General features: G+C 66.8%; 27 protein-coding genes. 18 read left to right on the forward strand and 9 right to left on the reverse strand.

Features of this window, described 5'->3' with window-relative positions:
* The first annotated feature begins 125 nt into the window (after window positions 1-125).
* From flhA to CFE50_RS15735, 14 genes are all read left to right on the forward strand, one after another.
* Complete coding sequence (gene flhA / locus CFE50_RS15670; RefSeq protein ID WP_027601690.1) at window positions 126-2,252, forward strand: flagellar biosynthesis protein FlhA; 2,127 nt, start codon at window positions 126-128, stop codon at window positions 2,250-2,252.
* A 10-nt stretch (window positions 2,253-2,262) separates the two neighbouring features.
* On the forward strand, window positions 2,263-3,588 hold the full coding sequence (flhF, locus tag CFE50_RS15675; RefSeq protein WP_241809558.1) for a flagellar biosynthesis GTPase FlhF: 1,326 nt from the start codon (window positions 2,263-2,265) through the stop codon (window positions 3,586-3,588).
* A 92-nt stretch (window positions 3,589-3,680) separates the two neighbouring features.
* On the forward strand, window positions 3,681-4,511 hold the full coding sequence (gene fleN, locus CFE50_RS15680; protein WP_017642087.1) for a flagellar synthesis regulator FleN: 831 nt from the start codon (window positions 3,681-3,683) through the stop codon (window positions 4,509-4,511).
* The gene (fliA, locus tag CFE50_RS15685) at window positions 4,508-5,248 is read left to right on the forward strand and encodes an RNA polymerase sigma factor FliA (protein WP_027597968.1); all 741 of its coding nucleotides are present in this window, start codon (window positions 4,508-4,510) and stop codon (window positions 5,246-5,248) included. Before fleN ends, fliA begins: the two co-directional genes overlap by 4 nt.
* Before the next feature lie 87 nt (window positions 5,249-5,335).
* Window positions 5,336-5,710, forward strand: a complete 375-nt coding sequence (locus CFE50_RS15690; RefSeq protein ID WP_169853335.1) for a chemotaxis response regulator CheY — start codon at window positions 5,336-5,338, stop codon at window positions 5,708-5,710.
* A 19-nt stretch (window positions 5,711-5,729) separates the two neighbouring features.
* Window positions 5,730-6,518 (forward strand): protein phosphatase CheZ, encoded by a 789-nt coding sequence (locus tag CFE50_RS15695; RefSeq protein WP_007160364.1) that lies wholly within the window; start codon window positions 5,730-5,732, stop codon window positions 6,516-6,518.
* 26 nt (window positions 6,519-6,544) lie between these two features.
* Window positions 6,545-8,785, forward strand: a complete 2,241-nt coding sequence (locus CFE50_RS15700) for a chemotaxis protein CheA (RefSeq protein ID WP_286734792.1) — start codon at window positions 6,545-6,547, stop codon at window positions 8,783-8,785.
* A gap of 82 nt (window positions 8,786-8,867) precedes the next feature.
* Window positions 8,868-9,986, forward strand: coding sequence for a protein-glutamate methylesterase/protein-glutamine glutaminase (locus CFE50_RS15705; protein ID WP_286734795.1), 1,119 nt, complete (start codon window positions 8,868-8,870; stop codon window positions 9,984-9,986).
* Between the two features lie 34 nt (window positions 9,987-10,020).
* Window positions 10,021-10,761 carry a flagellar motor protein gene (locus CFE50_RS15710; protein WP_286734797.1) on the forward strand — a complete coding sequence of 247 codons (741 nt, stop codon included), beginning with the start codon at window positions 10,021-10,023 and terminating at the stop codon, window positions 10,759-10,761.
* Window positions 10,762-10,934: 173 nt separating this feature from the next.
* A complete protein-coding gene (motD, locus tag CFE50_RS15715) occupies window positions 10,935-11,798 on the forward strand; it encodes a flagellar motor protein MotD (RefSeq protein WP_286734798.1) in 864 nt (287 codons plus the stop codon).
* Between the two features lie 35 nt (window positions 11,799-11,833).
* On the forward strand, window positions 11,834-12,622 hold the full coding sequence (locus tag CFE50_RS15720) for a ParA family protein (RefSeq protein WP_007160359.1): 789 nt from the start codon (window positions 11,834-11,836) through the stop codon (window positions 12,620-12,622).
* A gap of 57 nt (window positions 12,623-12,679) precedes the next feature.
* The gene (locus CFE50_RS15725; RefSeq protein WP_286734801.1) at window positions 12,680-13,600 is read left to right on the forward strand and encodes a chemotaxis protein CheW; all 921 of its coding nucleotides are present in this window, start codon (window positions 12,680-12,682) and stop codon (window positions 13,598-13,600) included.
* A 73-nt stretch (window positions 13,601-13,673) separates the two neighbouring features.
* Window positions 13,674-14,153 (forward strand): chemotaxis protein CheW, encoded by a 480-nt coding sequence (locus CFE50_RS15730; protein ID WP_007160357.1) that lies wholly within the window; start codon window positions 13,674-13,676, stop codon window positions 14,151-14,153.
* Window positions 14,153-14,569, forward strand: a complete 417-nt coding sequence (locus tag CFE50_RS15735) for a DUF2802 domain-containing protein (RefSeq protein WP_007160356.1) — start codon at window positions 14,153-14,155, stop codon at window positions 14,567-14,569. The genes CFE50_RS15730 and CFE50_RS15735 overlap by 1 nt, the downstream gene beginning before the upstream one ends.
* A 34-nt stretch (window positions 14,570-14,603) precedes the next feature.
* Here CFE50_RS15735 and CFE50_RS15740 read toward each other — a convergent pair whose 3' ends face one another.
* On the reverse strand, window positions 14,604-15,527 hold the full coding sequence (locus CFE50_RS15740) for an aspartyl/asparaginyl beta-hydroxylase domain-containing protein (protein WP_286734805.1): 924 nt from the start codon (window positions 15,525-15,527) through the stop codon (window positions 14,604-14,606).
* A gap of 170 nt (window positions 15,528-15,697) precedes the next feature.
* On the opposite strand from CFE50_RS15740, the gene CFE50_RS15745 reads away from it, so the two are divergent.
* Entirely contained in the window at window positions 15,698-16,237 is a 540-nt protein-coding gene (locus CFE50_RS15745) for a DUF2058 domain-containing protein (protein ID WP_027597961.1), read from the forward strand.
* 9 nt (window positions 16,238-16,246) lie between these two features.
* Here CFE50_RS15745 and CFE50_RS15750 read toward each other — a convergent pair whose 3' ends face one another.
* On the reverse strand, window positions 16,247-16,891 hold the full coding sequence (locus CFE50_RS15750) for a YciC family protein (protein ID WP_286734809.1): 645 nt from the start codon (window positions 16,889-16,891) through the stop codon (window positions 16,247-16,249).
* A gap of 30 nt (window positions 16,892-16,921) precedes the next feature.
* A complete protein-coding gene (locus CFE50_RS15755) occupies window positions 16,922-17,488 on the reverse strand; it encodes a cysteine hydrolase family protein (RefSeq protein WP_286734811.1) in 567 nt (188 codons plus the stop codon).
* A 275-nt stretch (window positions 17,489-17,763) separates the two neighbouring features.
* Here CFE50_RS15755 and CFE50_RS15760 point away from each other — a divergent pair, with 275 nt between their 5' ends.
* Window positions 17,764-18,549: a DUF2076 domain-containing protein gene (locus CFE50_RS15760; RefSeq protein ID WP_027597958.1), complete on the forward strand. Its 786-nt coding sequence runs from the start codon at window positions 17,764-17,766 to the stop codon at window positions 18,547-18,549.
* A 61-nt stretch (window positions 18,550-18,610) separates the two neighbouring features.
* On the opposite strand, the gene CFE50_RS15765 is transcribed toward CFE50_RS15760, so the two are convergent.
* Window positions 18,611-19,048, reverse strand: coding sequence for an Lrp/AsnC family transcriptional regulator (locus tag CFE50_RS15765; protein ID WP_286734814.1), 438 nt, complete (start codon window positions 19,046-19,048; stop codon window positions 18,611-18,613).
* Window positions 19,049-19,197: 149 nt separating this feature from the next.
* Between CFE50_RS15765 and yedA the strand changes: the two genes are divergently transcribed.
* Both yedA and CFE50_RS15775 read left to right on the forward strand, forming a co-directional pair.
* Window positions 19,198-20,103, forward strand: a complete 906-nt coding sequence (gene yedA, locus CFE50_RS15770; RefSeq protein ID WP_286734817.1) for a drug/metabolite exporter YedA — start codon at window positions 19,198-19,200, stop codon at window positions 20,101-20,103.
* A gap of 227 nt (window positions 20,104-20,330) precedes the next feature.
* Entirely contained in the window at window positions 20,331-20,996 is a 666-nt protein-coding gene (locus CFE50_RS15775) for a YceH family protein (RefSeq protein ID WP_058791644.1), read from the forward strand.
* Here CFE50_RS15775 and CFE50_RS15780 read toward each other — a convergent pair.
* The 5 genes from CFE50_RS15780 to CFE50_RS15800 are packed head-to-tail and all read right to left on the reverse strand — an operon-like array spanning window position 20,984 to window position 26,651.
* Entirely contained in the window at window positions 20,984-22,564 is a 1,581-nt protein-coding gene (locus tag CFE50_RS15780) for a BatD family protein (protein WP_007160347.1), read from the reverse strand. The genes CFE50_RS15775 and CFE50_RS15780 overlap by 13 nt on opposite strands.
* A complete protein-coding gene (locus tag CFE50_RS15785; RefSeq protein ID WP_286734821.1) occupies window positions 22,561-24,234 on the reverse strand; it encodes a tetratricopeptide repeat protein in 1,674 nt (557 codons plus the stop codon). The genes CFE50_RS15780 and CFE50_RS15785 overlap by 4 nt, the downstream gene beginning before the upstream one ends.
* Window positions 24,231-25,229: a VWA domain-containing protein gene (locus CFE50_RS15790; RefSeq protein ID WP_286734822.1), complete on the reverse strand. Its 999-nt coding sequence runs from the start codon at window positions 25,227-25,229 to the stop codon at window positions 24,231-24,233. Before CFE50_RS15790 ends, CFE50_RS15785 begins: the two co-directional genes overlap by 4 nt.
* Complete coding sequence (locus CFE50_RS15795) at window positions 25,222-25,716, reverse strand: DUF4381 domain-containing protein (RefSeq protein WP_007160344.1); 495 nt, start codon at window positions 25,714-25,716, stop codon at window positions 25,222-25,224. Before CFE50_RS15795 ends, CFE50_RS15790 begins: the two co-directional genes overlap by 8 nt.
* Window positions 25,713-26,651, reverse strand: coding sequence for a DUF58 domain-containing protein (locus tag CFE50_RS15800; RefSeq protein ID WP_286734826.1), 939 nt, complete (start codon window positions 26,649-26,651; stop codon window positions 25,713-25,715). The genes CFE50_RS15795 and CFE50_RS15800 overlap by 4 nt, the downstream gene beginning before the upstream one ends.

Consider the following 26,651-nt stretch of genomic DNA (forward strand, 5'->3'; position numbering starts at 1 on the left):
CTGTATCACCCCTCGGAAAACCTCGCTGATTCAAGGTCTTGAGCAGTTGGCCCGGAGCTTGCTCAAGCCCCTGCGAACAGTGCGCTGCGTCAACTTTCCGTGACGACGGCACCGGCAAGCGAGGAATGGGTGTGAAAGTCGACAAATCCATGATGATGGGCAACATGCGCGGTCTGGCTCGCGGCAACCTGGGCGTGCCGCTGGCCGTCCTGGCGATGCTCGCCATGATGACGCTGCCCATGCCGCCGTTCCTGCTGGACGTGCTGTTCACCTTCAACATCGCCCTGTCGATCGTGGTCCTGCTGGTCAGCGTCTACGCCCTGCGGCCCCTGGATTTCGCGGTCTTCCCGACCATCCTGCTGGTGTCGACCCTGCTGCGCCTGGCGCTCAACGTGGCCTCGAGCCGCGTGGTGCTGCTGCATGGCCAGGACGGTCACGACGCCGCGGGCAAGGTCATCCAGGCCTTCGGCGAGGTGGTGGTCGGCGGCAACTACGTGGTCGGTGCGGTGGTGTTCGCCATCCTCATGATCATCAACTTCGTGGTGGTGACCAAGGGTGCCGGCCGCATCTCCGAGGTGTCGGCGCGTTTCACCCTGGACGCCATGCCCGGCAAGCAGATGGCCATCGACGCCGACCTGAACGCCGGCATCATCGACCAGGCCGAAGCCAAGAAGCGCCGGACCGAAGTGGGCCAGGAAGCCGACTTCTACGGTTCCATGGACGGTGCCAGCAAATTCGTCCGCGGTGACGCCGTCGCCGGTCTGCTGATCCTCTTCATCAACCTCATCGGCGGCATGGCCATCGGCATGGCCCAGCACGGTCTGCCGTTCGGCGAAGCGGCGCGCATCTACGCCCTGCTGACCATCGGTGACGGCCTGGTCGCCCAGGTTCCCTCGCTGCTGCTGTCGGTCGCCGCGGCCATCATGGTCACCCGGGTGTCCTCCGCCGAAGACATGGGCCAGCAGGTCAATCGTCAGATGTTCGCCTCGCCCAAGGCGCTGGCGGTCTCGGCCTTCATCATCATTGCCATGGGCCTGGTCCCGGGCATGCCGCACCTGCCGTTCCTCGGCCTGGGCGGCGCCGCCGCCGCCGGTGCCTGGCTGATCTACAAGCGTCAGCGCCAGGCCAAGCAGACCGCCGAGGTCGAAGCCAAGAAGCAGCAGGACCTGGCTCCCGTGCAGCGTCCGGCCGAGGCCAAGGAGCTGGGCTGGGACGACGTCACCCCGGTGGACATGGTCGGTTTGGAAGTCGGCTACCGGCTGATCCCCATGGTCGATCGCAACCAGGGTGGCCAGTTGCTGGCGCGGATCAAGGGCGTGCGCAAGAAGCTGTCCCAGGACCTCGGTTTCCTCATGCCGTCGGTCCACATCCGCGACAACCTGGACCTGCTGCCCAATGCCTATCGTCTGACTTTGATGGGCGTCAGCGTGGCCGAGGCCGAGATCTATCCCGACCGCGAACTGGCCATCAACCCCGGTCAGGTCTATGGCTCCCTCAACGGCGTTGCCGCCAAGGATCCGGCATTCGGTCTGGAGGCGGTCTGGATCGATGTCACCCAGCGCGACCAGGCCCAGTCCCTCGGCTACACCGTGGTCGACGCCAGCACCGTGGTCGCCACCCACCTCAACCAGGTGCTCTTCAAGCACGCCCACGAGCTGATCGGCCACGAGGAAGTCCAGCAATTGCTCCAGGTGCTGGCCAAGAGTTCGCCCAAGCTGGCCGAGGAGCTGGTGCCCGGCATCGTCTCCCTGTCGACCCTGCTCAAGATCCTCCAGCAGCTGCTGCAGGAGCAGGTCCCGGTCCGCGACATCCGTACCATCGCCGAAGCCATCGCCAACGTCGGTCCACGGAGTCAAGATCCCGCCGCCATCGCCGGTGCCGTGCGGGTCGCCTTGTCCCGCGCAATCGTCCAGAACATCGTTGGAATGGAGCCTGAGCTGCCTGTTATCACCCTTGAGCCAAGGTTGGAACAGATGTTGCTAAGTAGTATGCAGAAGGCCGGTCAAGGCGCCGAGGACGGCATGTTCCTCGAGCCTGGCATGGCTGAAAAACTGCAGCGTTCCCTCATCGAGGCAGCGCAGCGTCAGGAAATGATGGGTAAGCCAGTGGTGCTGCTGGTAGCCGGTGCGATCCGCGGGATGATGTCCCGCTTCGCACGGATGGCGGCACCGAACATGAGTGTACTGGCCTACCAGGAAATTCCGGACAACAAGCAGGTCACCATCGTCGCTACCGTTGGCCAGAATGGCTGAGGTCTAGATCATGCAAGTCAAACGTTTCTTCGCCGCCGATATGCGTCAAGCCATGAAGCTGGTACGCGACGAGCTGGGCCCGGATGCCGCCATCCTCAGCAACCGCCGGGTCGCCGGTGGTGTCGAGCTGACCGCGGCGCTGGACTACCAGGCTCCGGCACCGGCCGCGCCCAACGCGGAGCTGCAGGCGGAGTTGCGCAAGACCCATGCGAAGATCGCCCAGGCCCATGCCGACCTCAGCATCCGCGCGCCGGGCGTGCCCTCGGCTGCACCCAAGGACAAGCAGCTGCTCGGCGCCATCAGCGCCGCCGACAGCCGTCGCGAGCCGGTGATCGCCCCGCCGCGTGCCTCCCAGCCGGCCGCCGCCCCTGCCGCCAGCGCCGCACCGGAAGACCGTCGCGCCCTGGACGCCATGCGCAGCGAACTCAGCGGCCTGCGTGAACTGCTGGAAGTCCAGCTCGGCTCCATGGCCTGGACCCAGGTGCAGTCCACCCGTCCGCAGCAGGCCGGCCTCTGGCGTCGTCTGCAGCGCATGGGCCTGCCGGCCGATCTGGCCCGCCACCTGCTCGACAGCGTCGCCAAGATTCAGGACCCGCGCCATGCCTGGCGCATGCTGCTGGCCAACTTCGCCCAGCTGGCCAAGACCACCGACGCCAAGATTCTGGAGGAGGGCGGTGTCGTCGCCTTCGTCGGTCCGGCCGGCATGGGCAAGACCACCACCCTGGCCAAGCTCGCCGCCAGCTACGTGCTCAAGTACGGTCCCCAGAGTCTGGCGCTGGTCAGCATGGACAGCTTCCGCATCGGTGCCCAGGAGCAGATCAAGACCCTCGGCCGCATCCTCGACGTGCCGGTGACCCTGGTCGACCCGGGCCAGTCCCTGGCCCAGGCGCTGGCACCCCTGGCACGCAAGCGCCTGGTGCTGATCGACACCGCGGGCATGCCCGCCAATGATCCGGCGCTCAAGGTGCAGCTCGAAGCCCTGGCCAACCGCCAGCTGAAAATTCGCAATTATCTGGTATTGGGCGTCACCAGCCAGAGCCAGGTGCTCAAGGCGGCCTACCACAGCTATCGGCGCTGCGGCCTGAGCGGCTGCGTGCTGACCAAGCTGGACGAAGCCGCCAGTCTCGGCGAAGCCCTGGGCCTGGCCATCAGCCAGCGCCTGCCGGTGGCCTACATCGCCGACGGCCCGCGCATCCCGGACGACCTGCATCCGGCCCGCAGCCACCAGCTCGTGAGCCGCGCGGTGAGCCTGCAGGCACCCGAGGAGCCGAGCGAAGAAACCATGGCGGGCATGCTTGCCGGCCTGTATCAGAGCAATGCCCGCCGCGCCGGTTAGCGCAGACGAACGGTCGTGGTGCATCGCATGCCTGGGCACGCCAAATGCACTTGGTCTAAAGTGTGACGGATTTCAATCAAAGGTATCAGGCAATGGGTAGCATGCATCCCGTCCAAGTCATAGCGGTCACGGGCGGTAAAGGCGGTGTCGGCAAGACCAACGTGTCGGTCAACCTGGCCTTGGCCCTGGCCGATATCGGGCGGCGCGTCATGCTGCTCGACGCCGACCTGGGCCTTGCCAACATCGACGTTCTGCTCGGCCTGTCGCCCAAGCGCACCCTGGCCGACGTCATCTCCGGCGAGTGCGAGCTGCGCGACGTGCTGCTGCACGGCCCGGGTGGCATCCGCATCGTCCCGGCGGCCTCGGGCACCCAGGCGATGGTCAATCTGACCCCGGCCCAGCACGCCGGTCTGATCCAGGCCTTCAGCGACATCAGCGAAAACCTCGACGTGCTCATCGTCGATACCGCGGCCGGCATCGGCGACCAGGTGGTTAGCTTCGTTCGCGCGGCCCAGGAAGTCCTGGTGGTGGTGTGCGACGAGCCCACCTCCATCACCGATGCCTACGCCCTGATCAAGCTGCTCAATCGCGACCATGGCGTCACCCGTTTCCGGGTCCTGGCGAACATGGCGCTGACGCCCCAGGAAGGTCGCAATCTCTTTGCTAAGCTGACCAAGGTGACCGACAGATTCCTGGATGTCGCCCTGCAGTATGTGGGCGCCATTCCGTTCGACGAGGCGGTGCGCAAAGCCGTGCAGAAACAGCGCCCCGTGTTCGAAGCCTTTCCGCGTGCCAAGGCCTCGCTGGCCTTTCGTGCGGTAGCTCAGAAAGTCGATGGCTGGCCGTTGCCCGCCAATCCGCGCGGCCATCTCGAGTTCTTTGTCGAGCGCCTTGTGCAACCAGCCATCGGTACCCACGCATGACAGCATCCAGCGGGCTTCGCATGTACAGCAAAACCTCGGAACGTACCCAGCAGGAGCAACTCATCAACCGCTATGCGCCGTTGGTGAAACGCATCGCCTACCACCTCCTGGCGCGACTGCCGGCCAGCGTGCAGGTCGAGGACCTGATGCAGGCCGGCATGATCGGCCTGCTGGAGGCCTCGCGCAAATATGACGCCGGCAAGGGCGCCAGCTTCGAGACCTACGCCGGCATCCGCATCCGCGGCGCCATGCTCGACGAGGTCCGCAAGGGCGACTGGGCACCGCGCTCGGTGCACCGCAACACGCGCATGGTCACCGACGCCATTCGCGCGGTGGAAGCGCGCACCGGTCGCGATGCTAAAGATTCCGAAGTCGCGGCCGAACTTAAATTGAGTCTGGATGAGTACTACGGCATCCTTGGCGACACCATGGGGAGTCGCCTGTTCAGTTTCGACGACCTCATGGAGGGTGGTGAGCATGGGCTCGAGGAGAGCGGTTCGCATGAACTCGAACCCGGTCGCGGTCTGGAGGACGAGCGCTTCCGCAAGGCCCTGGCCGACGCCATCGCCAATCTCCCGGAGCGTGAACGTCTGGTGCTCTCGCTGTATTACGACGAGGAACTCAACCTCAAGGAAATCGGCGAGGTGCTGGGCGTGAGCGAGTCACGCGTCTGCCAACTTCACAGTCAATGCGCGGCACGCCTGCGGGCGCGGCTGGCGGAATGGCGTTCGCGTTAACCGGCTGGTACTCAGGCTACTACGATTGCTTAGACGCGCCTCATGGCGTGTGTGCGGATTAGGACGGAGGTCGACTTGGACAAGAACATGAAAATCCTCATCGTGGACGATTTTTCCACGATGAGACGCATCATCAAGAATTTGCTGCGCGATCTGGGATTCACCAATACCGCCGAAGCGGACGACGGCAACACCGCGCTGCCGATGTTGCAGAGCGGCAACTTCGATTTTCTCGTCACCGACTGGAACATGCCCGGCATGACCGGCATCGACCTGCTGCGCCAGGTGCGCGCCGATGCGCGCCTGAAGACCCTGCCAGTGCTGATGGTGACCGCCGAAGCCAAGCGCGAGCAGATCATCGAAGCCGCTCAGGCCGGCGTGAACGGCTATGTGGTCAAGCCTTTCACCGCCCAGGTGCTGAAAGAAAAGATCGACAAGATCTTCGAGCGGGTGAACGGCTGAAGAAAGCCGCGGGGACGTTATGGATCAGCTTGGCTCCAACAGCTTCAGCGACTTCGAGTCGAATCTCAAACAGCACGCCCAAGAGCTGGTGAAATGCCTGGAAAGTGGCGATTTCACCCAGGCCGTGCACGTCATCAATGAACTCAACCAGTTGCGCGACCGGGGTCTCTACCAGGAAGTCGGCAAACTGACCCGCGAATTGCACAACGCCATCGTCAACTTCGAGATCGATCCACGCGGCATGGCCGGTGAAGAGGTCTCCCAGATCAGCGATGCCACCGATCGTCTCTCCTACGTGGTGAAGATGACCGAGAACGCCGCCAACCGGACCATGGATCTGGTGGAGGAGAGCGCCCCGCTGGTAGGCAACTTCGGCGACGAAGCCCGGGCCGTGCATGCCGACTGGAAGAAGTTCATGCGCCGGGAAATGGGCGCGGACGAATTCCGCGAGCTGGCCAAGCGCGTCGACGCCTTCCTCAGTCACAGCGAGAGCAGCGCCGAGCAACTGTCGGCCAAGCTCAACGACATCCTCTTGGCGCAGGACTACCAGGACCTTACCGGTCAGGTGATCAAGCGCGTGGTCAATCTCGTCGGGCAGATCGAGAAAGACCTCGTCAAGCTGGTGATGATGGCCAGCCAGGTCGATCGCTATACCGGCTTCAGTCACGATCACACCGCGCTGATCGAACAGAATCGAAAAGAAAAGACGATGAAGGGTGAAGGTCCGCAGATTCATGCCGATAAGCGTGAAGACGTCGTGGCCGCTCAGGTCGACGTCGACGATCTTCTATCCAGTCTGGGCTTCTGACCCAGACCCTCTTGGGGAGTGCAGGAATGAGCTTCGACGCCGATGAAGAGATCCTCCAGGATTTCCTGGTAGAGGCCGGCGAGATTCTCGAACAGTTGTCCGAACAATTGGTCGAGCTGGAAAGCCGCCCGGATGACATGGATCTGCTGAACGCCATTTTCCGTGGCTTCCATACCGTAAAGGGCGGTGCCGGTTTCCTGCAGCTCCATACCCTGGTCGAGTGCTGCCATATCGCGGAAAACGTTTTCGACATCCTGCGCAAGGGCGAACGCCGCGTGGATGCCGAGCTGATGGATGTGGTGCTGCAGGCACTGGATTCCGTCAACGAGATGTTCGGTCAGGTTCGGGAGCGCGAAGAGCCGACCCCGGCCTCGCCCGAATTGCTTGCGGCCCTGGCCCGCCTGGCCGAGCCCGCCGGCAGTGAGCCGGCGCCGGCCCCGGTTGCGCCCGTGGCTGCCGCTCCGGCAGTGGTCGCGGAATCGGCCCCGGTCGCCGCTGCGGCGGCCGAGCCGGAATTGAGCGATGCCGATTTCCAGAATCTGCTCGATGCCCTGGGCAGCGAGCCGGGCGCGGCAGCGGAAACGCCTGCGGCCGCCGGTGGCGACGACATCACCGATGACGAATTCGAAGCCCTGCTCGATCAGCTGCATGGCAAGGGCAAGTTCCAGGAGACGCCGGCCGCCGCGCCGGTTGCCACCGCGGCCCCTGCTTCGGCCGCGGGTGGCGACGACATCACCGACGATGAATTCGAGGCCCTGCTCGACGAATTGCACGGCAAGGGCAAGTTCGTCGCCAACGAAGCCGCGGCACCCGTTGCTGCAGCCCCGGCCGCAGCGGCTCCGGCAGCCGCGGCTAGCGGTGACGAGATCACCGACGACGAATTCGAATCCCTGCTCGACGAATTGCATGGCAAGGGCAAGTTCAGTGGTCCCGCCGCAGCCGCGGAAGCGGTAGCCGCCCCGGTGGCCGCTGCGCCGGCACCGGTGGCCGCACCTCAGCCGGCGGCTCCCGCACCTGCGCCGAAACCGGCGCCGGTGGCCGAGGCCGCGGTGCCCAAGCCGGCAGTCGCCGCGCCTGCCGAGCGTCCCACCAGCGAGGCGGAGACCACCGTGCGGGTCGACACCGCGCGGCTGGACGAGATCATGAACATGGTCGGCGAGCTGGTGCTGGTGCGTAACCGCCTGGTGCGCCTGGGCCTGAACAGCGGCGACGAAGCCATGGCCAAGGCCGTGTCCAACCTCGACGTGGTCACCGCCGATCTGCAGACCTCGGTCATGAAGACCCGGATGCAGCCCATCAAGAAGGTCTTCGGTCGCTTCCCGCGCCTGGTCCGCGATCTGGCGCGCAGCCTGAAGAAAGAGATCAACCTGGAACTGGTCGGCGAAGAAACCGACCTGGACAAGAACCTGGTCGAGGCCCTGGCCGATCCGCTGGTGCACCTGGTGCGCAACGCGGTCGACCACGGTATCGAGGGTCCGGCCGAGCGTGAAGAGAACGGCAAGTCCCGTGCGGGGCGCGTAGTGCTCTCCGCCGAGCAGGAAGGCGACCATATCCTCCTGTCGATCTCCGATGACGGCAAGGGCATGGACGCGGATCTGCTGCGCAACAAGGCCGTGGAAAAAGGTCTGCTCGACCGTGACGCGGCCGATCGCCTGACCGAGACCGAGTGCTTCAACCTGATCTTCGCCCCGGGTTTCTCCACCAAGGCCGAGATCTCCGACATCTCCGGTCGTGGTGTGGGCATGGACGTGGTCAAGACCAAGATCAGCCAGCTCAACGGCACGCTGAACGTCTATTCGACCAAGGGCCAGGGCTCCAAGATCGTCATCAAGGTCCCCCTGACCCTGGCGATCATGCCGACGCTGATGGTGATGCTGGGCAACCAGGCCTTCGCCTTCCCGCTGGTCAACGTCAACGAGATCTTCCACCTCGACCTGTCCCGCACCAACGTGGTCGACGGCCAGGAAGTGGTGGTGGTGCGCGACAAGGCGCTGCCGCTGTTCTACCTCAAGCGCTGGTTGGTGCCGAATGCGGCCCATGTGGAGCAGGGGGAGGGGCATGTGGTGATCCTCTCGGTGGGCACCCAGCGCATCGGCTTCGTGGTCGATCAGCTGGTGGGCCAGGAAGAGGTGGTCATCAAGCCACTGGGCAAGATGCTCCAGGGAACGCCTGGCATGTCCGGGGCGACCATCACCGGCGACGGCCGCATCGCGCTCATCCTCGATGTGCCCAGCATGCTCAAGCGCTACGCCCGTCGCGGGCTCTGAGTCGGTCGGGTACGAGCGGCGTCGGGCCCGTGCCCGGCGCCATCGGGTGGCCTGCGCCGCCCAAGGTTAGGAGTTTCAACGTATGCCGGTAAAAGTACTGGTAGTGGACGATTCCGGCTTCTTCCGGCGTCGGCTCAAGGAGATCCTGGCGGCCGATCCCAACATCTCGGTGGTGGGCACGGCCAGCAACGGGCGCGAAGGGGTCGACCAGGCCCTGGCACTGCGACCCGATGTCATCACCATGGACTACGAGATGCCGATGATGGACGGCATCACCGCGGTCCGCCACATCATGCAGAAGTGCCCGACCCCGGTGCTGATGTTCTCCTCGCTCACCCATGAAGGCGCCCGGGTCACCCTGGACGCTCTGGATGCCGGCGCGGTCGACTACCTGCCCAAGAATTTCGAGGACATCTCGCGCAATCCGGCCAGCGTGCAGAAGCTGCTGTGCGAGAAGATCCATCATATCGCCCGGTCCAATCGGCGCTTCGCCGTGGCGCCCAGCGTCGCGCCGGCAGCGCCCGCAAGCGCCGCCGCGGCGCCGGCCACGGCCCGCCCGGCAGCGCGTCCGGCTGCGCCTAGCGGCGCTGCAGCGGGTCATGCACCCGCCGCCCCGGCTTCGCCGCCGCCCAAGCGCAAGCACTATCGCCTGGTGGCCATCGGCACCTCCACTGGCGGGCCGGTGGCTCTGCAGCGGGTGCTCACCCAGTTGCCAGCCAATTTCCCGGCGCCTCTGGTGCTGATCCAGCACATGCCTGCCGCCTTTACCAAGGCCTTCGCCGAGCGCCTGGACAAGCTTTGCCGCATCAGCGTCAAGGAAGCCGAGGACGGTGACCAGCTGCGTCCGGGCCTGGCCCTGCTGGCACCGGGTGGCAAGCAGATGATGGTCGACGGCCGCGGCATGGTGAAGATCCTGCCCGGTGACGAACGCCTCAACTACAAGCCCTGCGTCGACGTGACCTTTGGCTCCGCGGCCAAGGCCTATGCCGACAAGGTGCTGGCGGTGGTCCTGACCGGCATGGGCGCCGACGGCCGCGAAGGCGCCCGGATGCTCAAGCAGTCCGGTAGCCAGGTGTGGGCCCAGGACGAGGCCAGTTGCGTCATCTACGGCATGCCCATGGCCATCGCCAAGGCCAATCTGGCCGACGCCATCTATGGCCTGGACGACATCGGCAGACACCTGACCGAGGCCTGTTCGTGACGGCAGGCGTTCTCCGGCCAGAAGGGCATTGAGCGTGGACGTGCTCAGTCTCATCGGCATCCTGCTGGCCTTTACCGCCATCATGGGCGGCAACCTGCTGGAGGGCGGCTCCTTTACCGCCCTGGCCAATGGCCCGGCGGCGCTGATCGTGGTCGGCGGCACCCTGGGTGCCGTCCTGCTGCAGACCCGCCTGCCGGTGTTGCGTCGCGCCCTGACCATGCTGGCCTGGGTGTTCATGCCGCCGCGGCTGGACCTCACCGGTGGCATCCGCAAGGTGGTCAACTGGAGCAACGTGGCACGCAAGGAAGGCCTGCTGGGGCTCGAACCCCTGGTCGGCCGCGAAGCCGATCCCTATGCCGCCAAGGGCCTGCAACTGCTGGTGGACGGCACCGAGCCCGAAGCCCTGCGCAGCATTCTCGAGGTGGATCTCTACGGCCAGGAAGACCGCGACATCGCCGCTGCCAAGGTCTATGAGGCCATGGGCGGCTATGCGCCCACGGTCGGCATCATCGGCGCGGTGATGGGCCTGATCCACGTCATGCAGAATCTCGCCGATCCCTCGCAACTGGGCAGCGGCATCGCCGTGGCCTTTGTCGCTACCATCTATGGGGTCGGCTTCGCCAACCTGCTGTTGCTGCCCGTCGGCAACAAGCTCAAGGCGCTGGCGCAGCAACAGTCCCGCTACCGGGAAATGCTGCTGGAAGGGCTGATGTCCATCGGCGAGGGCGAGAATCCCCGCTCCATCGAAATGAAGCTGCAAGGTTTTCTGGACTAGTGCGGTGTATCAGAAGTTATCTACACAATTTTGGCGGCGCTTTTTTGGCCTGGGCGGTGTTGCCACTCCTCGCCATAGCCCTGCTATGACTCGTCGCGGCGCCTGGCCCAGATCAAAAAATCACTCGCCAATTCTTGTGCGAACTCCTGATACACCACACTAGAGGACGCCGCATGCCTCGTCGCCGCCGCCGTCCCGAAGAGCACGAGAACCACGAACGCTGGCTGGTCTCCTACGCGGACTTCATCACCCTGCTGTTCGCCTTCTTCGTGGTCATGTATTCCATTTCCTCGCTGAACGAGAGCAAGTACAAGGTGCTCTCGGACAGCCTGTCGGGCATCTTCAGCCAGCCGGAGCGTTCGCTCAAACCCATCCCCCTCGGCGACCAGCGTCCCGCCGGCGTGACGCCGACGGTGATGGATGCCAGCGCCGCCCAGCCGGCCAAGGGCACCCCCAACGATCCGCTGCAGCAGATCGCCGACAGCGTGCGGGCCACCTTCGGCGATCTCATCGCGGGCGATCAGCTGAACATCAAGGCCAGTGAGATGTGGCTGGAAATCGAGCTCAGCTCCAACCTGCTGTTCGCCAGCGGCGATTCCCTGCCGAGCAATCCCGCCTTCGGCCTCATGGAGAAGGTGGCCAAGATTCTGGCACCCTTCAAGAATCCGATTCAGGTCCAGGGTTACACGGACGACCGGCCGATCAGCACGGCGTTGTATCCCACCAACTGGGAGCTGTCGGCAGCCCGGGCCGCCAGTATCGTGCGCCTGCTGATCGGCAATGGTATCGCGCCGCAGCGCCTGGCCGTGGTGGGCTATGGCGCCTATCAGCCGGTGGTCGACAACACCAGTGACGTCAACCGCGCCCGCAATCGGCGGGTGGTGCTGCTGATCTCGCGCAATCTCGATCTGTTCCGGCCGCAGAGCACCTTGCAAAATCCGTCGACTGGCACACAATCTGCAGCATCGCCTGGAGAACCGGCGCCCGGAGTGGCGCCTGTCAAATCTTCGTCGCCGGCCCCAACGCCGGCACCTTGACCCGGCTGGTCGTGTCGTCGGGAGGAAGTCTGCACATGAGAGTCTGGGCTGTCGCCAATCAGAAGGGTGGGGTGGGCAAGACCACCACCACCGTTGCCCTCGCCGGGTTGCTCGGCGATGAGGGCAAGCGCGTCCTGCTGGTGGATCTCGATCCCCACGGTTCCCTGACCAGCTATTTCGGTCAGGATCCGGACAGCCTCGAACACAGCGTGTTCGACCTGTTCCAGCACGGGGGTCAGGTTCCGGAAGGGCTGCCGAAGCGGCTGCTGCTGCCCACCAGCCATCCGCAGCTGTCCATGTTGCCATCCAGCACGGCCCTGGCCACCTTGGAGCGGCAGTCGCCGGGCCAGAGCGGCCTGGGGCTGGTGATCTCCAAGAGCCTGGCGCAGCTGTGGAACGACTTCGATCACGTGCTGATCGACAGTCCGCCGCTGCTTGGCGTCCTCATGGTCAATGCCCTGGCGGCCAGCCAGCATCTGGTGATTCCCACCCAGACCGAATTCCTCGCGCTCAAGGGGCTCGAACGCATGGTCAACACCCTGACCATGATCAACCGTTCGCGCAAGCAGGCGCTGCCCTACACCATAGTGCCGACCCTGTTCGACCGCCGTACCCAGGCGTCCATCGGCACGCTCAAGGTCCTGCGCAACACCTATCCGGCCCAGCTGTGGCAGGCCTTCATCCCCATCGATACCCGGCTGCGCGATGCCAGTCGCTCCGGCCAGGTGCCGTCGCGCTACGAGCTGAACAGCCGCGGCGTCATCGCCTACCGGGCGTTGCTGCGGCATCTGCTCGACGGTGCGCCCAGCAGCCAGGTCGCCTGATTCAAGTTTTCCACTCCGCCGGCCGATAGGCTGGACAACTCACTCACGTAGATCGCCATGAGCCAACCGACGTCCCTCGACAATCGTCCTCAGCGTGTCCTCCAGGGCTATCTCGATGCCCTGCTGCTGGACGCGTTCCTGGAACTGCCGACTGCCGAAGCCGCGCCTGTCGTGGCGCCCCTGGTGGTGCCGGCCGCGCCGATCGCCAGCGTGAGCGAAGACGAATTCGCCGCCGCGGTACGCGAAGAACTCGAGCGGGATGCTGCACGGCAGTCGCGGGTCGTGCCGCTGGCCGCCCGGCGTCCCGCGGTCGCCCTGGCCGAGCGTACCTTGCCCGAGGTGCTGCTGCCTGCGCCCCAGCCGCTGCTGGCGCCCGAAACCGATATCGAGCTGGACTGGCGCGTCCCCGAACTGGCACCGGTCGCCGAGCCGGCCCGTCCGGCGGTGGAAGGCATCGCCGTGGGTACCCCGGTGACGCAGCCGGTGGCAGCGGCTGGCGTACCGCCCAGCGCCGTGCAGCTGGACGGTCGCCCGGAGTGGGGTGAAGAGCCCTTCGAATGCCTGCTGTTCGACGTCGCCGGCCTGACCCTGGCCGCCCCCCTGGTGTGCCTGGGTTCCATCTATCCGCTGGCCGACGAAGAGTTGACGCCGCTGTTCGGTCAGCCAGACTGGTTCCTGGGCCTGCTACCCTGCCAGGCAGGTAATCTGCGTGTGCTCGACGCGGCGCGCTGGGTGATGCCCGAGCGTTACCGTGACGACTATCGCGAAGGGCTGAAGTTCGTGATATCGCTGCAAGGCCTGGATTGGGGCCTGGCCGTGCACGGCGTCAGCCATTCGGTACGTCTGGATCCCGCCGAGGTCAAATGGCGGAATCAGCGCGCTACCCGGCCGTGGCTGGCCGGTACGGTGATCGATCAGATGTGTGCGCTGCTGGATGTGGCGGCGCTCGCTGAACAGGTGGTGGGTGGCCGTCGCTAGGGCTGCTCGCTGCAACTAACCGGCGGGTTCGCCCGCTTCGCCGCACGTGCGGTATTTGACGAGGCTAGGGAACATGAAAAAAACGTCCGCACAGGGTTCCGAAGATCCGGTCCTGCAATGGGTCACCTTCCGCCTGGATAACGAGACCTACGGCATCAACGTGATGCAGGTCCAGGAAGTCCTGCGCTACACCGAAATCGCTCCGGTCCCGGGTGCGCCGAGCTATGTGCTGGGCATCATCAACCTGCGTGGCAACGTGGTGACGGTGATCGACACCCGTCAGCGCTTCGGTCTGCTGCCCACCGAAGTCACCGACAACACCCGTATCGTCATCATCGAGGCCGACAAGCAGGTCGTTGGCATCCTGGTCGACAGCGTGGCCGAGGTGGTCTATCTGCGGCAGTCGGAGATCGAGACCGCGCCGAACGTCGGCAATGACGAATCCGCCAAGTTCATCCAGGGTGTCTGCAACAAGAACGGCGAGCTGCTGATCCTGGTCGAGCTCGACAAGCTGATGACCGAAGAAGAGTGGTCGGAGCTGGAAAGCATCTGATGCTCGTCGGGCTGATCCTGCTCAGCGTCGCCCTGGGGCTGGCCTGTGCCGGCCTCGGCGGTTGCTGCTGGCTGCTCTGGCAACGCCAGCAGCAGCAGGCGGCCAAGCTGGCCGAGCGGGAGGCCCTGGTCGACAAGCGCATGCAGATCCTGCTCAAGCGTCTGGAAACCTACCAGGCCGGGCAGGTACGCATGGGTGAACAGGTGCAGGGACTGGCCAAGGTGGTGGCGCCCTTGCCCGATCGGTTGACCCAGATCGAGCAGAGCGACCCCACCAGTCTGTCGTTTTCCCAGGCGGCGCGCCTGGTGGGACTGGGCGCCAGCGCCGACGATCTCACCCAGGCCTGTGGTCTGTCCCAGGCCGAAGCCGAGCTGGTGGCCCGGCTGCACCGACAGCGCCAGCAGCGTTCCGGCTAGAATCCGCTGACGCCGCCTGCGCCGGATCGTCGCCTCAGCTGACGATCCAGTGGTAGAGCGCGATCACCACCAGCACCGCCAGCACCGGCTTGGCGACGCGATAGGCCTTGGGATGGCGCCGCTTGAATTTCTTCACGCCGCCACCGATACGATCCCCGAATCTCTTGCTGAAGGCATAGGCCTGGTTGATGCCGCCGACGCGTTCGCCTTCGACGTTCTGCGGCGCCGTGGCGCTGCCCAGGAAGCGACTGACCGCCTGGTTGACGCGGGTCAGCAGGCGATTGCGCAGCGGCCGCTCCACGTCGCAGAAGAGGATGACCCGGGTCTGGTCGGTCTCGTTCTTCACCCAGTGCACATAGGTCTCGTCGAACATCACGTCCTCGCCGTCGCGCCAGGCATAGGGCTGGCCGTCGACATAGATGCGGCAGGCATCCGAGTTGGGCGTGGCCAGACCCAGGTGGTAGCGCAGCGAGCCGCCGAAGGGATCACGATGGGGATTCAGATGGCTGCCGCCCGGCAGCAGCGCGAACATGGCGCCCTTGACGTTGGGGATCTGCCGGACCAGCTCCACGGTGCGCGGGCAGAGGGTCTGGGCAGAGGGCAGCGGCTCGCCGTACCAGGTCAGGTAGAAGCGCTTCCAGCCCTTCTTGAAGAAGGAACCGAAGCCGGCGTCATTGTCCTTTTCCGCCGCGCGGATGTAACCCTCGTCGAACAGCCGCAGGGCTTCGACGCGGATCTCCTGCCAGTTGTCCTTGAGCACATCCAGCTCGGGAAAGCGGCTGCGATCCAGATAGGGCTTGGACGGCACGCTGGAGAACAGGTACATCAGGGCGTTGTACGGCGCGAACACCGCCGAGTGGTTGACCAGCTGACGCAGGAAGGGCAGGCGCGCTTGTCCGCGAAGGTGAACGAAAAGCACGCTGGCGACGAAGAGCAGGACGATCGCTAAGGTAATCATGGGCGAATTGTGATCGGCAGCGCCCGAACCAGGGGCGGATAGGTCATGACCGCATTATTTCACCCCAGAGAAAGGCTTGCACTCGGTTCGTCGGCTGCGCAGGATGGACACCCTGGCGCGCGGCCGCTTCCGAGCTGCGCCCCCTTGGATGATCTAGACGAGTCGTATCGATGAGCATGTCCCTACGTGACCAGCTGCTGAAAGCCGGATTGGTCAATGAAAAGCAGGCCAAGCAGGCCGTCAAGCAGAAGCAGAAGCAGAACCGCATGGAGCATCGCGGGCAGGCGGAAAAGGATCGCTCCCAAGAGCTGGCCGTCCAGCAGGCCCAGGCGGAAAAACTGGCCAAGGACCAGGAGCTCAATCGCGCTCAGGAAGACAAGAAGAAGCGCAAGGCCGAGCAGGCGCAGATCAAGCAGCTGATCGAAACCAGCCGCCTGCCCAAGCTGACCACCGAGGACTACTACAACTTCGTTGACGACAAGAAGGTCAAGCGCCTGTCGGTCAACGTCATGATGAGAGACAAGCTCAGCAAGGGCAGTCTGGCCATCGTGCGCTACGAAGGTCGCTACGAGGTGGTGCCCCGGGCTACCGCCGAACGCATCCAGGAGCGCGATCCCAAGCGGGTGGTGCTGCTCAACGTGCAGAGCGGCGAGCCGGATCCGGACGATCCCTACGCGGCCTACCAGGTGCCGGACGACCTGATGTGGTGAGTGACCTGGTCAGGCGTTCTGCCTGACCAGCATGTAGATGCGGTAGACGGCGATGCTGGGGATCAGCTGGAGGAAGCCCGACAGGGTCTGCAGCACGATCTCCGGCACCGCGGCCTCGGCGAAATGCCGGGTGATCCAGGCGTCGAGCAGCCAGGCCGGCAGGACCGTGGCCAGGATGCACGCCAGCAGGGTGAAGAAATGCCCGCGGCTCAGCCGGAAGCTGCCGCGCAGGGCGTCCAGCGGCGCCCGTCCCTCCAGGACCAGCAGGTTCTCGGCAAAGGCCAGCTTGGCCATGATCAGAAAGCCCGGCACGATCAATAGCGAAAAGCCCAGCATCACCAGCCCCGAGGTTACGGCGGCGAGGACGGCGAAGCGCGGCCAAAGCAGCAGGGCGGCGCCCCACACGCCGCTCAGGCGCGGGGTGTTGCCCTGGGTACGCGCCTCCAGAAAGATCAGCAGTGCGGCGGTGTAGAGCGGATAGCAGAGCAGACTGACCAGCATGTCCCACAGGCCGCCGTTGGCGCCGAAGCGCTCCAGCACCTGATAGCGCAGCAGGGCTTCGAGCAGCAGCCAGGGCAGGGTGAGGACGGCCAGAGGGCGCAGATTGCGGGCAAAGAAGGACAGCGAGTCGCGCAGGATATCGACAGGGTTCATGCAACGCTTCCAGACGGGCAGGGGGGCAGTCTAGCAGGGTGACCCGCTCGCTCGCAGGCGTTCGAGCATGGCCGCGGTGGAGGTGACGGTGGCGTACTCGCCGTGCAGGTTGGCCATGGCCATCGCATGGACCTCCTCGGCGCTGCGGGGCCGCCCGGCGAAGTCGGTCTTGGCAAAGGTGTAGCAGGCGTCTTCGGCGACCCAGGTGGTGAAGTCCAGATTGCCGGCGCTGCGGGCCGTGGCCTCCACCGAATTCTCGCTGGCCACGCCGCAGATCAGCAGCGACGCGATGCCGCGCTGATGCAGCCAGCGCTCCAGCCCGCTGTTGGCGAAGGCGTCGGGGACCTGCTTGTCGAACACCGGCTTGCCGGACAGGGGCGCCAGGGCCGGTTGGAATTCCACGCCGGGCTGCCCTGGCCAGAACACCGAATGCGGATCGCGCGACAGGTGCCGGACATGCAGCAGGGGCGCCCTGGCCTGGCGCCAGGCCGCCAGCAGCTCGGCCAGGCGCTGTTCGGCTTCGGGATGGTTGCGTGGGCCCAGGTGCGGGGCGCGGATGCCCTGTTGCTGGTCGATCAGGATGAGCAGGGGCGGCATGCGCAGGCCTCGTGGGCAAAGACTCAGACTCCCGCAGCGCCGGCCGGTTGTCCAGTCCTGGGCGCCCACCCGGAACTCCCTGGCCGGGCGGCTCTTCAGATGGGAAGAGTGCCAGTGCGGCTCTGGCTGAACCTGTGCTGAATGCCGTGCGAACGCAACTTGAAAAGCAACCGCTGCGCCTTTATCTGGCATAACAGTGCGCAGCCTTGCGCCTTTCGACATCCAGGCCGTTCCCCGGGGAAGGCCGCCAGTAGACCGTCTGCGGGAGGGTCATCATGCAACGCGAAGAAAGTCAGCTGATCGAAGGTCTGTTCGACCGTCTCAAGACCACGGAAGCCCAGACCGCGCCCCGTGACCGGGAAGCCGAGGCGCTGATCCAGCAGCGCCTGCGCGAGCAGCCCGCGGCACCCTATTACATGGCCCAGGCGATGCTGATCCAGGAAGCCGCCATCAAGCGGCTTGACCAGCGCGTCCGGGAACTGGAAAGCCAGATGGCCCAGGTCCAGCAGAATCGCCCGAGCAGCGGTGGCTTCCTGTCCAGCCTCTTCGGTGGCGGTAGCAGCCAGCCAGCGGGCGGTCAGGCAGCGGCCAACGCGGCGCCGTCGCGTGGCTGGAATGATCCGGGTCCGGCGGCGTCGCGGCCTGCCAATCCGGGGTATGCCCAGCCCAATCCCGGCTATGCCCAGCCCGCGCCCGGCTATGGCGCACCCCAGGCAGCGCCCTCGCGCATGGGCGGTTTCATGGGCGGTGCGCTGCAGACGGCGGCCGGGGTAGCCGGCGGCGTGCTGGCGGCTCAGGCGATTTCGGGCCTGTTCCACCATTCGCAACCCGAGGAGATCGTCAACGTCATCAATGAGACCCCGGCTGCCGACCAGGGCCTGGCCGATGCCGGCTCCCAGGGAGGCTGGGCGGACAACGCCAGCTACGACAATGGCGGCGGATTCCAGGACGCCGGTGGCTATCAGGATAACGGGGGCTTCCAGGACGCTGCCGACTATGGCGATACCGGCGGCGGTGGCGGCTTCTTCGACGACAGTGGCGACGACGACTCCTTCATCTGACGGGACGTCGCGCTCCGCCAGCCCTGGTGCCGCGAGGCGCTGGAGCTTTCTTTGCGCGCCGTCAGCCCGGCAGGAGCGGCAGGGGTCGCTCGAAGGGCGTCGACAGCACCACCACGGTCCGGCTCATGCCGAACTGGGTCAGCTGATCAATGAGGCTCTCCAGTTCGCCCATGTCGCGTACGGCGACCCGCAGCATCAGACAGTCTTCACCCGTGACCCGGTGGCAGGCGAGCAGCTGGGGCAGGGCCTCCAGCTTCTTCAGTACCGGACCCTGACTGGTGCTGTGCAGGCGCAGGGAGATCAGGCATTCGGTGCCGTAGCCCAGGGCGCGGCGATCGATACGGGTGCCATAGCCGGTGATGATCCCGGCGTCTTCCAGCTTGGCGATGCGCTCGGCGATGGCCGGCGCGGAGAGTCCCAGCCGGCGACCCAGGTCCGCGTAGCTGGCGCGGCCCTCCACCAGCAGCAGGTCGATGAGACGGCGATCGATATGGTCCATGTCCGTTCCCCTGCCTTCGAATCGAAGGTCCTTGCTCCTAAAGTCTGCTGAATCAAAGCCTGATCGGCCCTTTATCCCCTGACTGTATCTTAGCCGTCCCGGCGTGCGCTCCTACAATGGCTGCCTGACCCCTCAGGAATCCCTCGCGCATGGACACCTCCGCCTCGCCCTGCCTCGCGCCGCGCCTACCTCGCTGGCTGCCCCTGCTGGCGGCCTTTTTCGCGCTCTATGTGGTCTGGGGTTCCACCTATCTGGTGATCCGCATCGGCGTGGCCCACTGGCCACCGCTGCTGATGGCGGGGCTGAGGTTCCTGATCGCCGGAGGTCTGCTGCTGGGCTGGCTGCGCCTGCGCGGAACCCCCTGGCCGACGGCGCGCGAGACCGCCGCGGCCGCGGTGATCGGCATCCTGCTGCTGGGTATCGGCAACGGCGGCGTGACCCTCGCCGAGCACTGGGGCGTGACCTCCGGCATCGCGGCCTTGTCGATCGCCACGGTGCCGCTGTTCACCCTGCTGTTCGGCCTGCTCTGGGGACAGCGCAATACCCTGCTGGAATGGGCCGGCATCGCCCTGGGTCTGGTGGGGATAGCCCTGCTCAACCTGGGCGATACCATGAGCGTCACGCCCCTGGGTGCGGCGGTGATCCTGCTCGCCGCGGCGGCCTGGGCCTTCGGCTCGATCTGGAGTCGCTACCTGCCGTTGCCACGGGGAGCCATGGCCAGCGCCGTGGAGATGCTGGTGGCCGGTGCGGCGCTGCTCGGCGCCAGCTACTTCAGCGGTGAGCGCCTGCAGCACTGGCCGGCTCTGGGCGGCTGGCTGGCCTTGGGCTATCTGGTGGTGTTCGGCTCCCTGATCGCCTTCAGCGCTTATCTCTATCTGCTGGGGCGGGTACGACCGGCGGCCGCTACCAGCTATGCCTACGTCAATCCGGTGGTGGCGGTGCTGCTGGGCACCCTGTTCGTCGGTGAACGGATCGGGCCGGCGGAGATGCTGGCCATGCTGGTCATCGTCGGCGCCGTGGTGCTGATTGGGCTGCCGCAGTGGCGACGGCGCTGAGAGCCTGATCAAAGTCTGCTGCGCGTCGGCCAAACTGCGTTGAAAATGGCCTGGAAGGCCAGCCCCGTCGGAATGCTCATTTACCGCTCGTAAACCCGAGCGCGGGTCCGATCCGCTTCCTCAGCCATTTTCGTGAGGCCGGCTAGGCCTTTTGGCTCTAGCTCGCGATACGTTGAACAGGCTCGGAGGGCAGGCTAGGCTGGCGCGTCATCCAAGCGGAGTCCGCCATGAGCCAAGCAGTCACCCCCGCCTTTGCCGAAGAGCCGCTGGAGGCCAACGAGATCCGCGTTCTCGGCAGCCTCATCGAAAAGCAGCTGACCACGCCGGAAAGCTATCCCCTGACCCTCAATGCGCTGGTGCTGGCCTGCAACCAGAAGACCAGTCGCGAGCCGGTGCTCAATCTGACCCCGGGCGAGGTGGGACAGGGGCTGCGGCGCCTGGAAGAACGCGGTCTGGCGCGCCTGGTGATGGGTAGTCGGGCGGATCGCTGGGAACAGCGGCTGGACAAGGCCCTGGAGCTTCCGCCACCCCAGTCGGTGCTCTGCGCGCTGCTGTTCCTGCGCGGACCCCAGACCCTGGGGGAATTGCTGGCCCGCAGCGGCCGGATGCATGCCTTCGACGACACCGAGCAGGTGCGTCACCACCTGGAGCGGTTGATCGCCCGTGGCCTGGCCACCGGTCTGGGGCGGCAACCCGGCCAGCGCGAAGAGCGCTATCTGCATCTGTTCGGCAACGCCGCGGAACGCGATGCCCAGGTCGCGCAACTGGGTAGCGCCGCCGAAGCCAGTGCGTCCGCGGGTGGGCGAGAAGGACGGCTGGAGGCGCTGGAAGCCCGGCTCGCCGCGCTCGAAGAGCGGCTGGCGCGCCTGGAGGAAGGCGCTCAGCGCGGATAGAGCGGCGGCAGGGTGTCGTGCACGGCTGCGGGCGTCAGCGGCGGCAGGGCATTGATCGCCTGCCACAGCGTCTCGCCCTGCCAGCGTTGACCGGCTTCGCTGTAGAGCGCGCCGTTGAGGTCATCGAGGGCCGCGGCCAGGGGTTCGAAGCGCGCGCCCATGGCCGCCAGGGTTTCCGGCTGCTGTCGCGCCCAGGCGTCCAGGGCGTGGCGGGTCGCGTGGGGATCATTACTCTGGCAGGCGCGGCGCAGCTCTTCGCGCTGCAGGCGGCTGTCGAGATCGGGCACCGTCGGCAGGACCGCCGGCTGCCGGCGGGCACGCCACCAGAGGCCGAAGCCGAGCAGGGTGGTCAGGGCGAAAAAGGCCGTTGCCAGCTGCCAGCGCCAGAGGCCGCGGTCATTGCCACTGATCTTGGCCGCGGCGGTCGCCACCGGCTGCAGCGTCGGATCCTCGGCGACCACCAGGGTCTGGGCGGGCAGGGTGGCGCGTTCGAGGGTGTCGGTCTCGGTGTTCCACCAGACCACCTCCACTGGCGGCAGGACCTTGTCCCCCGTGGAGGTGGGAATCAGGGCGACACGCTCTTCGCGTTGCCCGACCAGCCCACGCGCCTGGGTCTGCATGGACAGCCGCGGCTGTTCGGCATAGCGCTTCACCCCCTCGGTCTCGGGCAGCACCAGTGGGGGCAGCTGGCCAGGCGCCAGGCCTTCGGCACGCACCTGCAGGGTGCGGGTCAGGGCACTGCCTTCGCGAGCCTCTGCCGGTGCGGGATTCCATTGCTGCGTCAGGGTCAGGTTGCGCGCCGGCACCCAGGGCGTCTGTGGCGGATAGCTGGCGGGCTGTGGCAGGACGTCCAGGGTCAGGGCCGGCGTGCGCAGCTGGATCGGCTGGCCGGCCCTGGAGCTGTCGTCGAGACCGCCGGCCAGGGTGGCGCTGAAGGTCTGGGGCGGCAATACCAGGGTGCCGCTCTGCAACGGATGGATGGCGTAGCGCCACTCGATCACGCCATGGCGTACGCCCTCGACGTCACGCTCGTAGACCTGCGGCGTACCGAGCAGATCCACCCGGGCCTCGCTGGGATTGGGCGGGGTGAGCACATGATCGTCATAGAGCGCCACGGCGTGGTAGAGGCGAATGGTCAGGATGGTTTCCGCCTGCACATAGAGCCGGGTGCGCTCCACCGAGGCTTCCAGATAGACCGGCTCACGGGCCTGGCGTTTGGCGGCGCTGGCCTCCACGGTGACGGTCAGCGGCTGGCTGCGGGCGCCGTCGAGGGTCAGGGCGGGAATGGTCAGGGCACCGCTGGCCTTGGGTTGCAGGGTGACGTTCCAGCGGGTGGTCACCCGCTCGCCGGGCGGCAGGCTGTTCTGGCGGACCCCGAGCACCCGGAAGTCCTGCTCCAGTGGGCCGAGATCGGGCTTGCCGAACTGCGCGGGATCGGTGGTTTCGAGAATGAGTTCGAGCGTCTCGTTCTGGCTGAGCTGAGTGCGCTCCAGGCGGGCGCTGAGGTCCGCCGCCTGCACCAGGGGCGCGAGCAGCGCGAGGGGCAGCAGCAAGGGATAGGCCTTCATTGCAGCGCGTTCTCCTCGCGTTGTTGTTGCTGGTACCAGAACTTGCGGCGCAGCAGCTCGGCCGGGTTGTCGGGAATCTCGCGCAGCCACTGTTCGGCGGCCTGACGCTGTTCCTCCGCCAGGGGATCTTCGGCATAGGACGGACTGACCAGCCAGTCCGCGCCGGCCTGGGCCTGCTGCTGCGGACTGGCCGCGGCGGCCGCGGTGGACGGCGGGGTACTGCTGCTGGCCGGCTCGTCCGCCTGGGCGCTGCTCTGACTGGCGCTCTGGGCCTGGCGACTGCGGGCGGCGGCCTCGGCCTGGGCCGCGGCGCGCTGGGCGAGCAGGCGTTCGAGGCGGTTGCGATTGCGCAGGGCGGGGATCAGATCCGGACGCAGCACCAGCGCCGCCCGGTAGGCGCGCAGGGCCTCGTCCAGGCGTCCGGCCATGGCCAGGGCATTGCCGCGATTGTAGTGGCCGTCCGCCGAGGGATCCCGGGCGAAGGCCGCGGCGGCGCCGCTGAAGTCGCCGGCGCGATAGAGCGCCACGCCGCGCCAGCGCTCGTCGCTGAAGAGGTCGGCGGCCGCGCCAGCCTGGTCGTCGGCCAGCAGCTGCAGGGCCTGCTGGTCGCGACGCAGCCAGAGATCGTCCCAGCTGCCGGCCTGCGCCGGAGGCGGCGTCAGCAAGAGGCAGAAGGGCAGACATAGCAGCCAGCCGCGGCGTGCGCCACAGGCGACCAGGACCAGCAGGGGCAGGAGCAGCAGGTAACCCTGGTCGCGCCAGTCGGAAGGTCCCTGACCCTCGCTGGCCCGCACATCGTCGGGTCGCTCCAGCAGACCGAGGCGACGCAGGTCGCTGTCATCGCGTTGCAGGCGCTGATAGCGGCCACCCAGCTCGCGGGCGACGTCCTGCAGGCGGCCTTCGGCCAGGCGGGCGATGCGGATGCCGCCGGCGGCGTCGCTCAGGTAGTTGCCGGTCTCGGCGGCCACCGGGGCACCCTGGGGCGTACCCGGGCCGAGGATCGCCAGCTGGCGCAGCCGACCCTGCAGCTGGCGCTCGAGGCCCAGCCGCTCGCGGTCGTCCAGGTCGCTGGCGATGAGCAGCAGCCGGGCGCTGGCGCTGGGCGCTGGGCCGAGCAGCTCCAGGGCCTGGGCGATACCCAGGTCGGCGCGCTGGCCGGGCACCGGCATGATCGACGGCCGCAACGCCTTGAGCAGGTTGTCCATGGTCGGCAGGTCGTCGGTCAGGGGCACCAGGGTATGGGCGCTGCCGGCATAGACGACGATGGCGGTCTCGCCGTCCTGGCGCGCCTTGAGCAGGTCCTGCAGCTTGCGCTGCACGGCCAGCAGGCGATTGGGGGTGACGTCGGTGGCGAGCAGATCGGGCGTCAGCGCCAAGACCACCACCAGCGGATCGTTGCGCCGAAAGTTCTGCGCTTCGCCCTGCTGCCAGCTGGGACCGGCCAGGGCCAGACAGGCCAGCACCCCGGCCAGCCCCAGCAGCACCAGCCCGAGGGGCGAGCGCTGGCGATCGCTGTCGCTGAGCAGCCAGGGTTGCAGCGCCGGGGGCAGCAGCGCCTGCCAGCGCCCGTGGCGATGCCGGCGCCGACGCAGCGAGCCGATCACCAGGGCGACCGGCACCAGGGCCAGCAGCCACCAGGGACGCAGGAGTAGCGGCAGCCAGTCGCTCATCGGGCCTTGCCTCCACGCTGCCGGCGTGTCGGCCACGGCAGGCGGCCAAGCGCCAGGGCCAAGCCGAGCAGCAGTGCCCCGGCCAGCGGCCAGGCATAGAGTTCGCGGGTGGGGCGGGCCTGGTCCGGTTGCTGGCGGATGGGTTCGAGACGATCGAGCTGGCGCGACACGGCGGCCAGTTCGGTGCTGGATCTCACCCGGAAATAGGCGCCGTTGGTGACCTCGGCGAGGTGGCGCAGCATGGGTTCGTCGAGATCGCTGGGCGTCGCGCCGGCGCCCAGGGTGTCCGGGTCGGCGCCGATGCCCAGGGTATAGACGCGGACCCGCTCGCTGGCCGCCAGGCTGGCCGCCACCTTGGGCGTCACCACGCCGCCGTTGCTGGCGCCGTCGGTCACCAGGATCAGGGTGCGACTGTTGTCCGGGCGCTTGCGCAGGTGCTTGACCGCCAGACCCACGGCATCGCCCACCGCGGTGTTGCGCCCGGCCAGGCCGATCTGGGCTTCTTCCAGGAGCGCATGCACGGTGCGCCGGTCGGCGGTCAGCGGCGCCTGCAGATAGGCCTGGGAACCGAACAGGATCAGGCCGACGCGATCGCCCTGGCGACTGTCGATGAAGCGGCCGAGCAGTTGCTTGACCAGGCTCAGGCGACTGACGTTCTCGTCGCCCAGTTGCATGTCCGGGGTGTCCATCGAGCCGGAGACATCCACCGCCAGCAACAGATCGCGCCCGCTCACGTCCAGCGGCTGGGGTGGCCCCACCCACTGCGGACGCGCCGCGGCGGCCAGGATCAGCAGCCAGCCCAGCAGAAAGGGCAGCAGGCGGCGGGCGCCGCTCAGGCCGCCGGTGTGGCGGGTGCGCCCACCCAGGTGTTCGAGTTCAGCGAGGAATTCCACCCGTAGGGCCGCCTGGCCGCTGTCGGCCGCCGGCAGGAGCACGCGCAGCGCCCAGGGCAGCGGCAGCAGCAGCCACAACCAGGGCCAGGCGAATTCAAACATGCTTGCGGATCCAGGTGGCGACGGCGTCCTGCAGGCCGTCGATGGCGCGGTCATCCAGCCGGCAATCCGGGCGATAGCCGCCGTCGACCAGGATCATGTAGCGCGTCAGGCCGGCCGCCGGACAGCGCGAATCGAGAAAGGCCAGCCAGTCGCGGCCGCTCAGGGTCTGGCTGAGCTGATCCGGATAGCTGGCGCGGCAGAGGCGCTTGAGCAGGGCGTTCAGCGCCTGCAACCAGGGTCCGGCCGGCGCGCCATAGGGGCGCGGCAGGCGGGCCAGTTCGGCCAGGGCGGTGGTGCGCAGATCCTCTTCGGTGGTCGCCTCGGCGAGGGGCGCGCTGACCAGCGGCCGCCGGCCATGGCGATGGCGCAGAAAGAAGCCCAGCGCCACCACTACCAGCAGCAACAGCCACCAGCCCGGCGCCGGTGGCCAGAGGGTCGGCTCCGGCGGCAACCGCAGCGGCTCCAGATTCGGCAGGCCGGGGGTCACGAGGTGTACCCCGGACGGTGCTGGCGTAGGAGGTGCCGCAACTGCTCGATCAGGTCGTCCGCTGTGGACAGCGGCAGCAGCGGAATGCCCAGGCGCAGGCTGAGTTCGGTCCAGCGTTCGCGGCGCTGCGCGGCCTGTTCGGCATAGCCCCGGCGCACGTCGGCGCGGTCGGTGTCCAGTTCCACTTCTGCCGGACCGCTGGTGAAGCGCAGCAGGCCGGCCTGGGGCAATTCGTGATCCAGCGGATCGGAAAGCGGCAGCAGGACCAGGTCGCTGTGCCGCGAAAGCAGCGTGAGGTGCTGCTCGGTGGCTGCGTCCAGGCTGCGCTCGTCGCAGATCACCAGGGCCAGGCTGCCGGGACGCAGCACCTCGCGGGCGCGGCGCAGGACCTGATTGAAGGTGATGCGCGGCACCTGGGCCAGGGCCGGATCCTGCAGCGCCCGATTGGCGTTGATCAGGTGATCGAAGAAACGCAGCAGATTCTGCTTGCTGCGCCTTGGCCGTACCTCGTGCAGGCGTTCGCCGCCAAAGATCATGCCGCCGATACGGTCGTTGTGCTCCAGCACCGCCCAGCCGATCAGCGCGGCCAGGCGCCCGGCCAGCACCGACTTGAATTGCTGGCGGGTGCCGAAGAAGGTGCGCGGACTCTGTTCCAGCAGGAGATAGACCGGTCGCTCGCGTTCTTCGTGGAACAGCTTGGTATGGGGCTCGCGGGTGCGGGCGGTGACGCGCCAGTCGATGGCGCGCACGTCATCGCCGGGCTGGTAGGCGCGCACCTGGTCGAAGTCCACGCCGCGCCCGCGCAGGCGCGAGTGGTGCAGGCCGATCAGCGGACTGCGCCGTCCGGCGGCGGAAAACAGCTGCACCTCGACCACCCGGTGGCGCATCTCGATGAGCTCGGCCAGGCCCAGGGTCACGCCGTTGCGCTCGGCCAT

It is taken from the genome of Pseudomonas sp. PGPPP4 (assembly GCF_002256045.1).
Taxonomy (GTDB): domain Bacteria; phylum Pseudomonadota; class Gammaproteobacteria; order Pseudomonadales; family Pseudomonadaceae; genus Chryseomonas; species Chryseomonas oryzihabitans.

Excerpts from the sequence above, each read along its gene's own strand:
- CFE50_RS15730 (WP_007160357.1), top strand. The coding sequence starts at position 13,674 with ATGAAAAAAACGTCCGCACAGGGTTCCGAAGATCCGGTCCTGCAATGG.
- flhA (WP_027601690.1), top strand. The coding sequence starts at position 126 with ATGGGTGTGAAAGTCGACAAATCCATGATGATGGGCAACATGCGCGGT.
- CFE50_RS15700 (WP_286734792.1), top strand. The coding sequence starts at position 6,545 with ATGAGCTTCGACGCCGATGAAGAGATCCTCCAGGATTTCCTGGTAGAG.
- CFE50_RS15780 (WP_007160347.1), bottom strand. The coding sequence starts at position 22,564 with ATGAAGGCCTATCCCTTGCTGCTGCCCCTCGCGCTGCTCGCGCCCCTG.
- CFE50_RS15765 (WP_286734814.1), bottom strand. The coding sequence starts at position 19,048 with ATGGACCATATCGATCGCCGTCTCATCGACCTGCTGCTGGTGGAGGGC.
- CFE50_RS15790 (WP_286734822.1), bottom strand. The coding sequence starts at position 25,229 with ATGTTTGAATTCGCCTGGCCCTGGTTGTGGCTGCTGCTGCCGCTGCCC.
- CFE50_RS15720 (WP_007160359.1), top strand. The coding sequence starts at position 11,834 with ATGAGAGTCTGGGCTGTCGCCAATCAGAAGGGTGGGGTGGGCAAGACC.
- CFE50_RS15755 (WP_286734811.1), bottom strand. The coding sequence starts at position 17,488 with ATGCCGCCCCTGCTCATCCTGATCGACCAGCAACAGGGCATCCGCGCC.
- motD (WP_286734798.1), top strand. The coding sequence starts at position 10,935 with ATGCCTCGTCGCCGCCGCCGTCCCGAAGAGCACGAGAACCACGAACGC.
- fliA (WP_027597968.1), top strand. The coding sequence starts at position 4,508 with ATGACAGCATCCAGCGGGCTTCGCATGTACAGCAAAACCTCGGAACGT.
- CFE50_RS15745 (WP_027597961.1), top strand. The coding sequence starts at position 15,698 with ATGAGCATGTCCCTACGTGACCAGCTGCTGAAAGCCGGATTGGTCAAT.
- CFE50_RS15775 (WP_058791644.1), top strand. The coding sequence starts at position 20,331 with ATGAGCCAAGCAGTCACCCCCGCCTTTGCCGAAGAGCCGCTGGAGGCC.
- CFE50_RS15760 (WP_027597958.1), top strand. The coding sequence starts at position 17,764 with ATGCAACGCGAAGAAAGTCAGCTGATCGAAGGTCTGTTCGACCGTCTC.
- CFE50_RS15735 (WP_007160356.1), top strand. The coding sequence starts at position 14,153 with ATGCTCGTCGGGCTGATCCTGCTCAGCGTCGCCCTGGGGCTGGCCTGT.
- CFE50_RS15690 (WP_169853335.1), top strand. The coding sequence starts at position 5,336 with ATGAAAATCCTCATCGTGGACGATTTTTCCACGATGAGACGCATCATC.
- fleN (WP_017642087.1), top strand. The coding sequence starts at position 3,681 with ATGGGTAGCATGCATCCCGTCCAAGTCATAGCGGTCACGGGCGGTAAA.
- CFE50_RS15695 (WP_007160364.1), top strand. The coding sequence starts at position 5,730 with ATGGATCAGCTTGGCTCCAACAGCTTCAGCGACTTCGAGTCGAATCTC.
- flhF (WP_241809558.1), top strand. The coding sequence starts at position 2,263 with ATGCAAGTCAAACGTTTCTTCGCCGCCGATATGCGTCAAGCCATGAAG.
- CFE50_RS15705 (WP_286734795.1), top strand. The coding sequence starts at position 8,868 with ATGCCGGTAAAAGTACTGGTAGTGGACGATTCCGGCTTCTTCCGGCGT.
- CFE50_RS15750 (WP_286734809.1), bottom strand. The coding sequence starts at position 16,891 with ATGAACCCTGTCGATATCCTGCGCGACTCGCTGTCCTTCTTTGCCCGC.
- CFE50_RS15800 (WP_286734826.1), bottom strand. The coding sequence starts at position 26,651 with ATGGCCGAGCGCAACGGCGTGACCCTGGGCCTGGCCGAGCTCATCGAG.
- CFE50_RS15785 (WP_286734821.1), bottom strand. The coding sequence starts at position 24,234 with ATGAGCGACTGGCTGCCGCTACTCCTGCGTCCCTGGTGGCTGCTGGCC.
- CFE50_RS15740 (WP_286734805.1), bottom strand. The coding sequence starts at position 15,527 with ATGATTACCTTAGCGATCGTCCTGCTCTTCGTCGCCAGCGTGCTTTTC.
- yedA (WP_286734817.1), top strand. The coding sequence starts at position 19,198 with ATGGACACCTCCGCCTCGCCCTGCCTCGCGCCGCGCCTACCTCGCTGG.
- CFE50_RS15725 (WP_286734801.1), top strand. The coding sequence starts at position 12,680 with ATGAGCCAACCGACGTCCCTCGACAATCGTCCTCAGCGTGTCCTCCAG.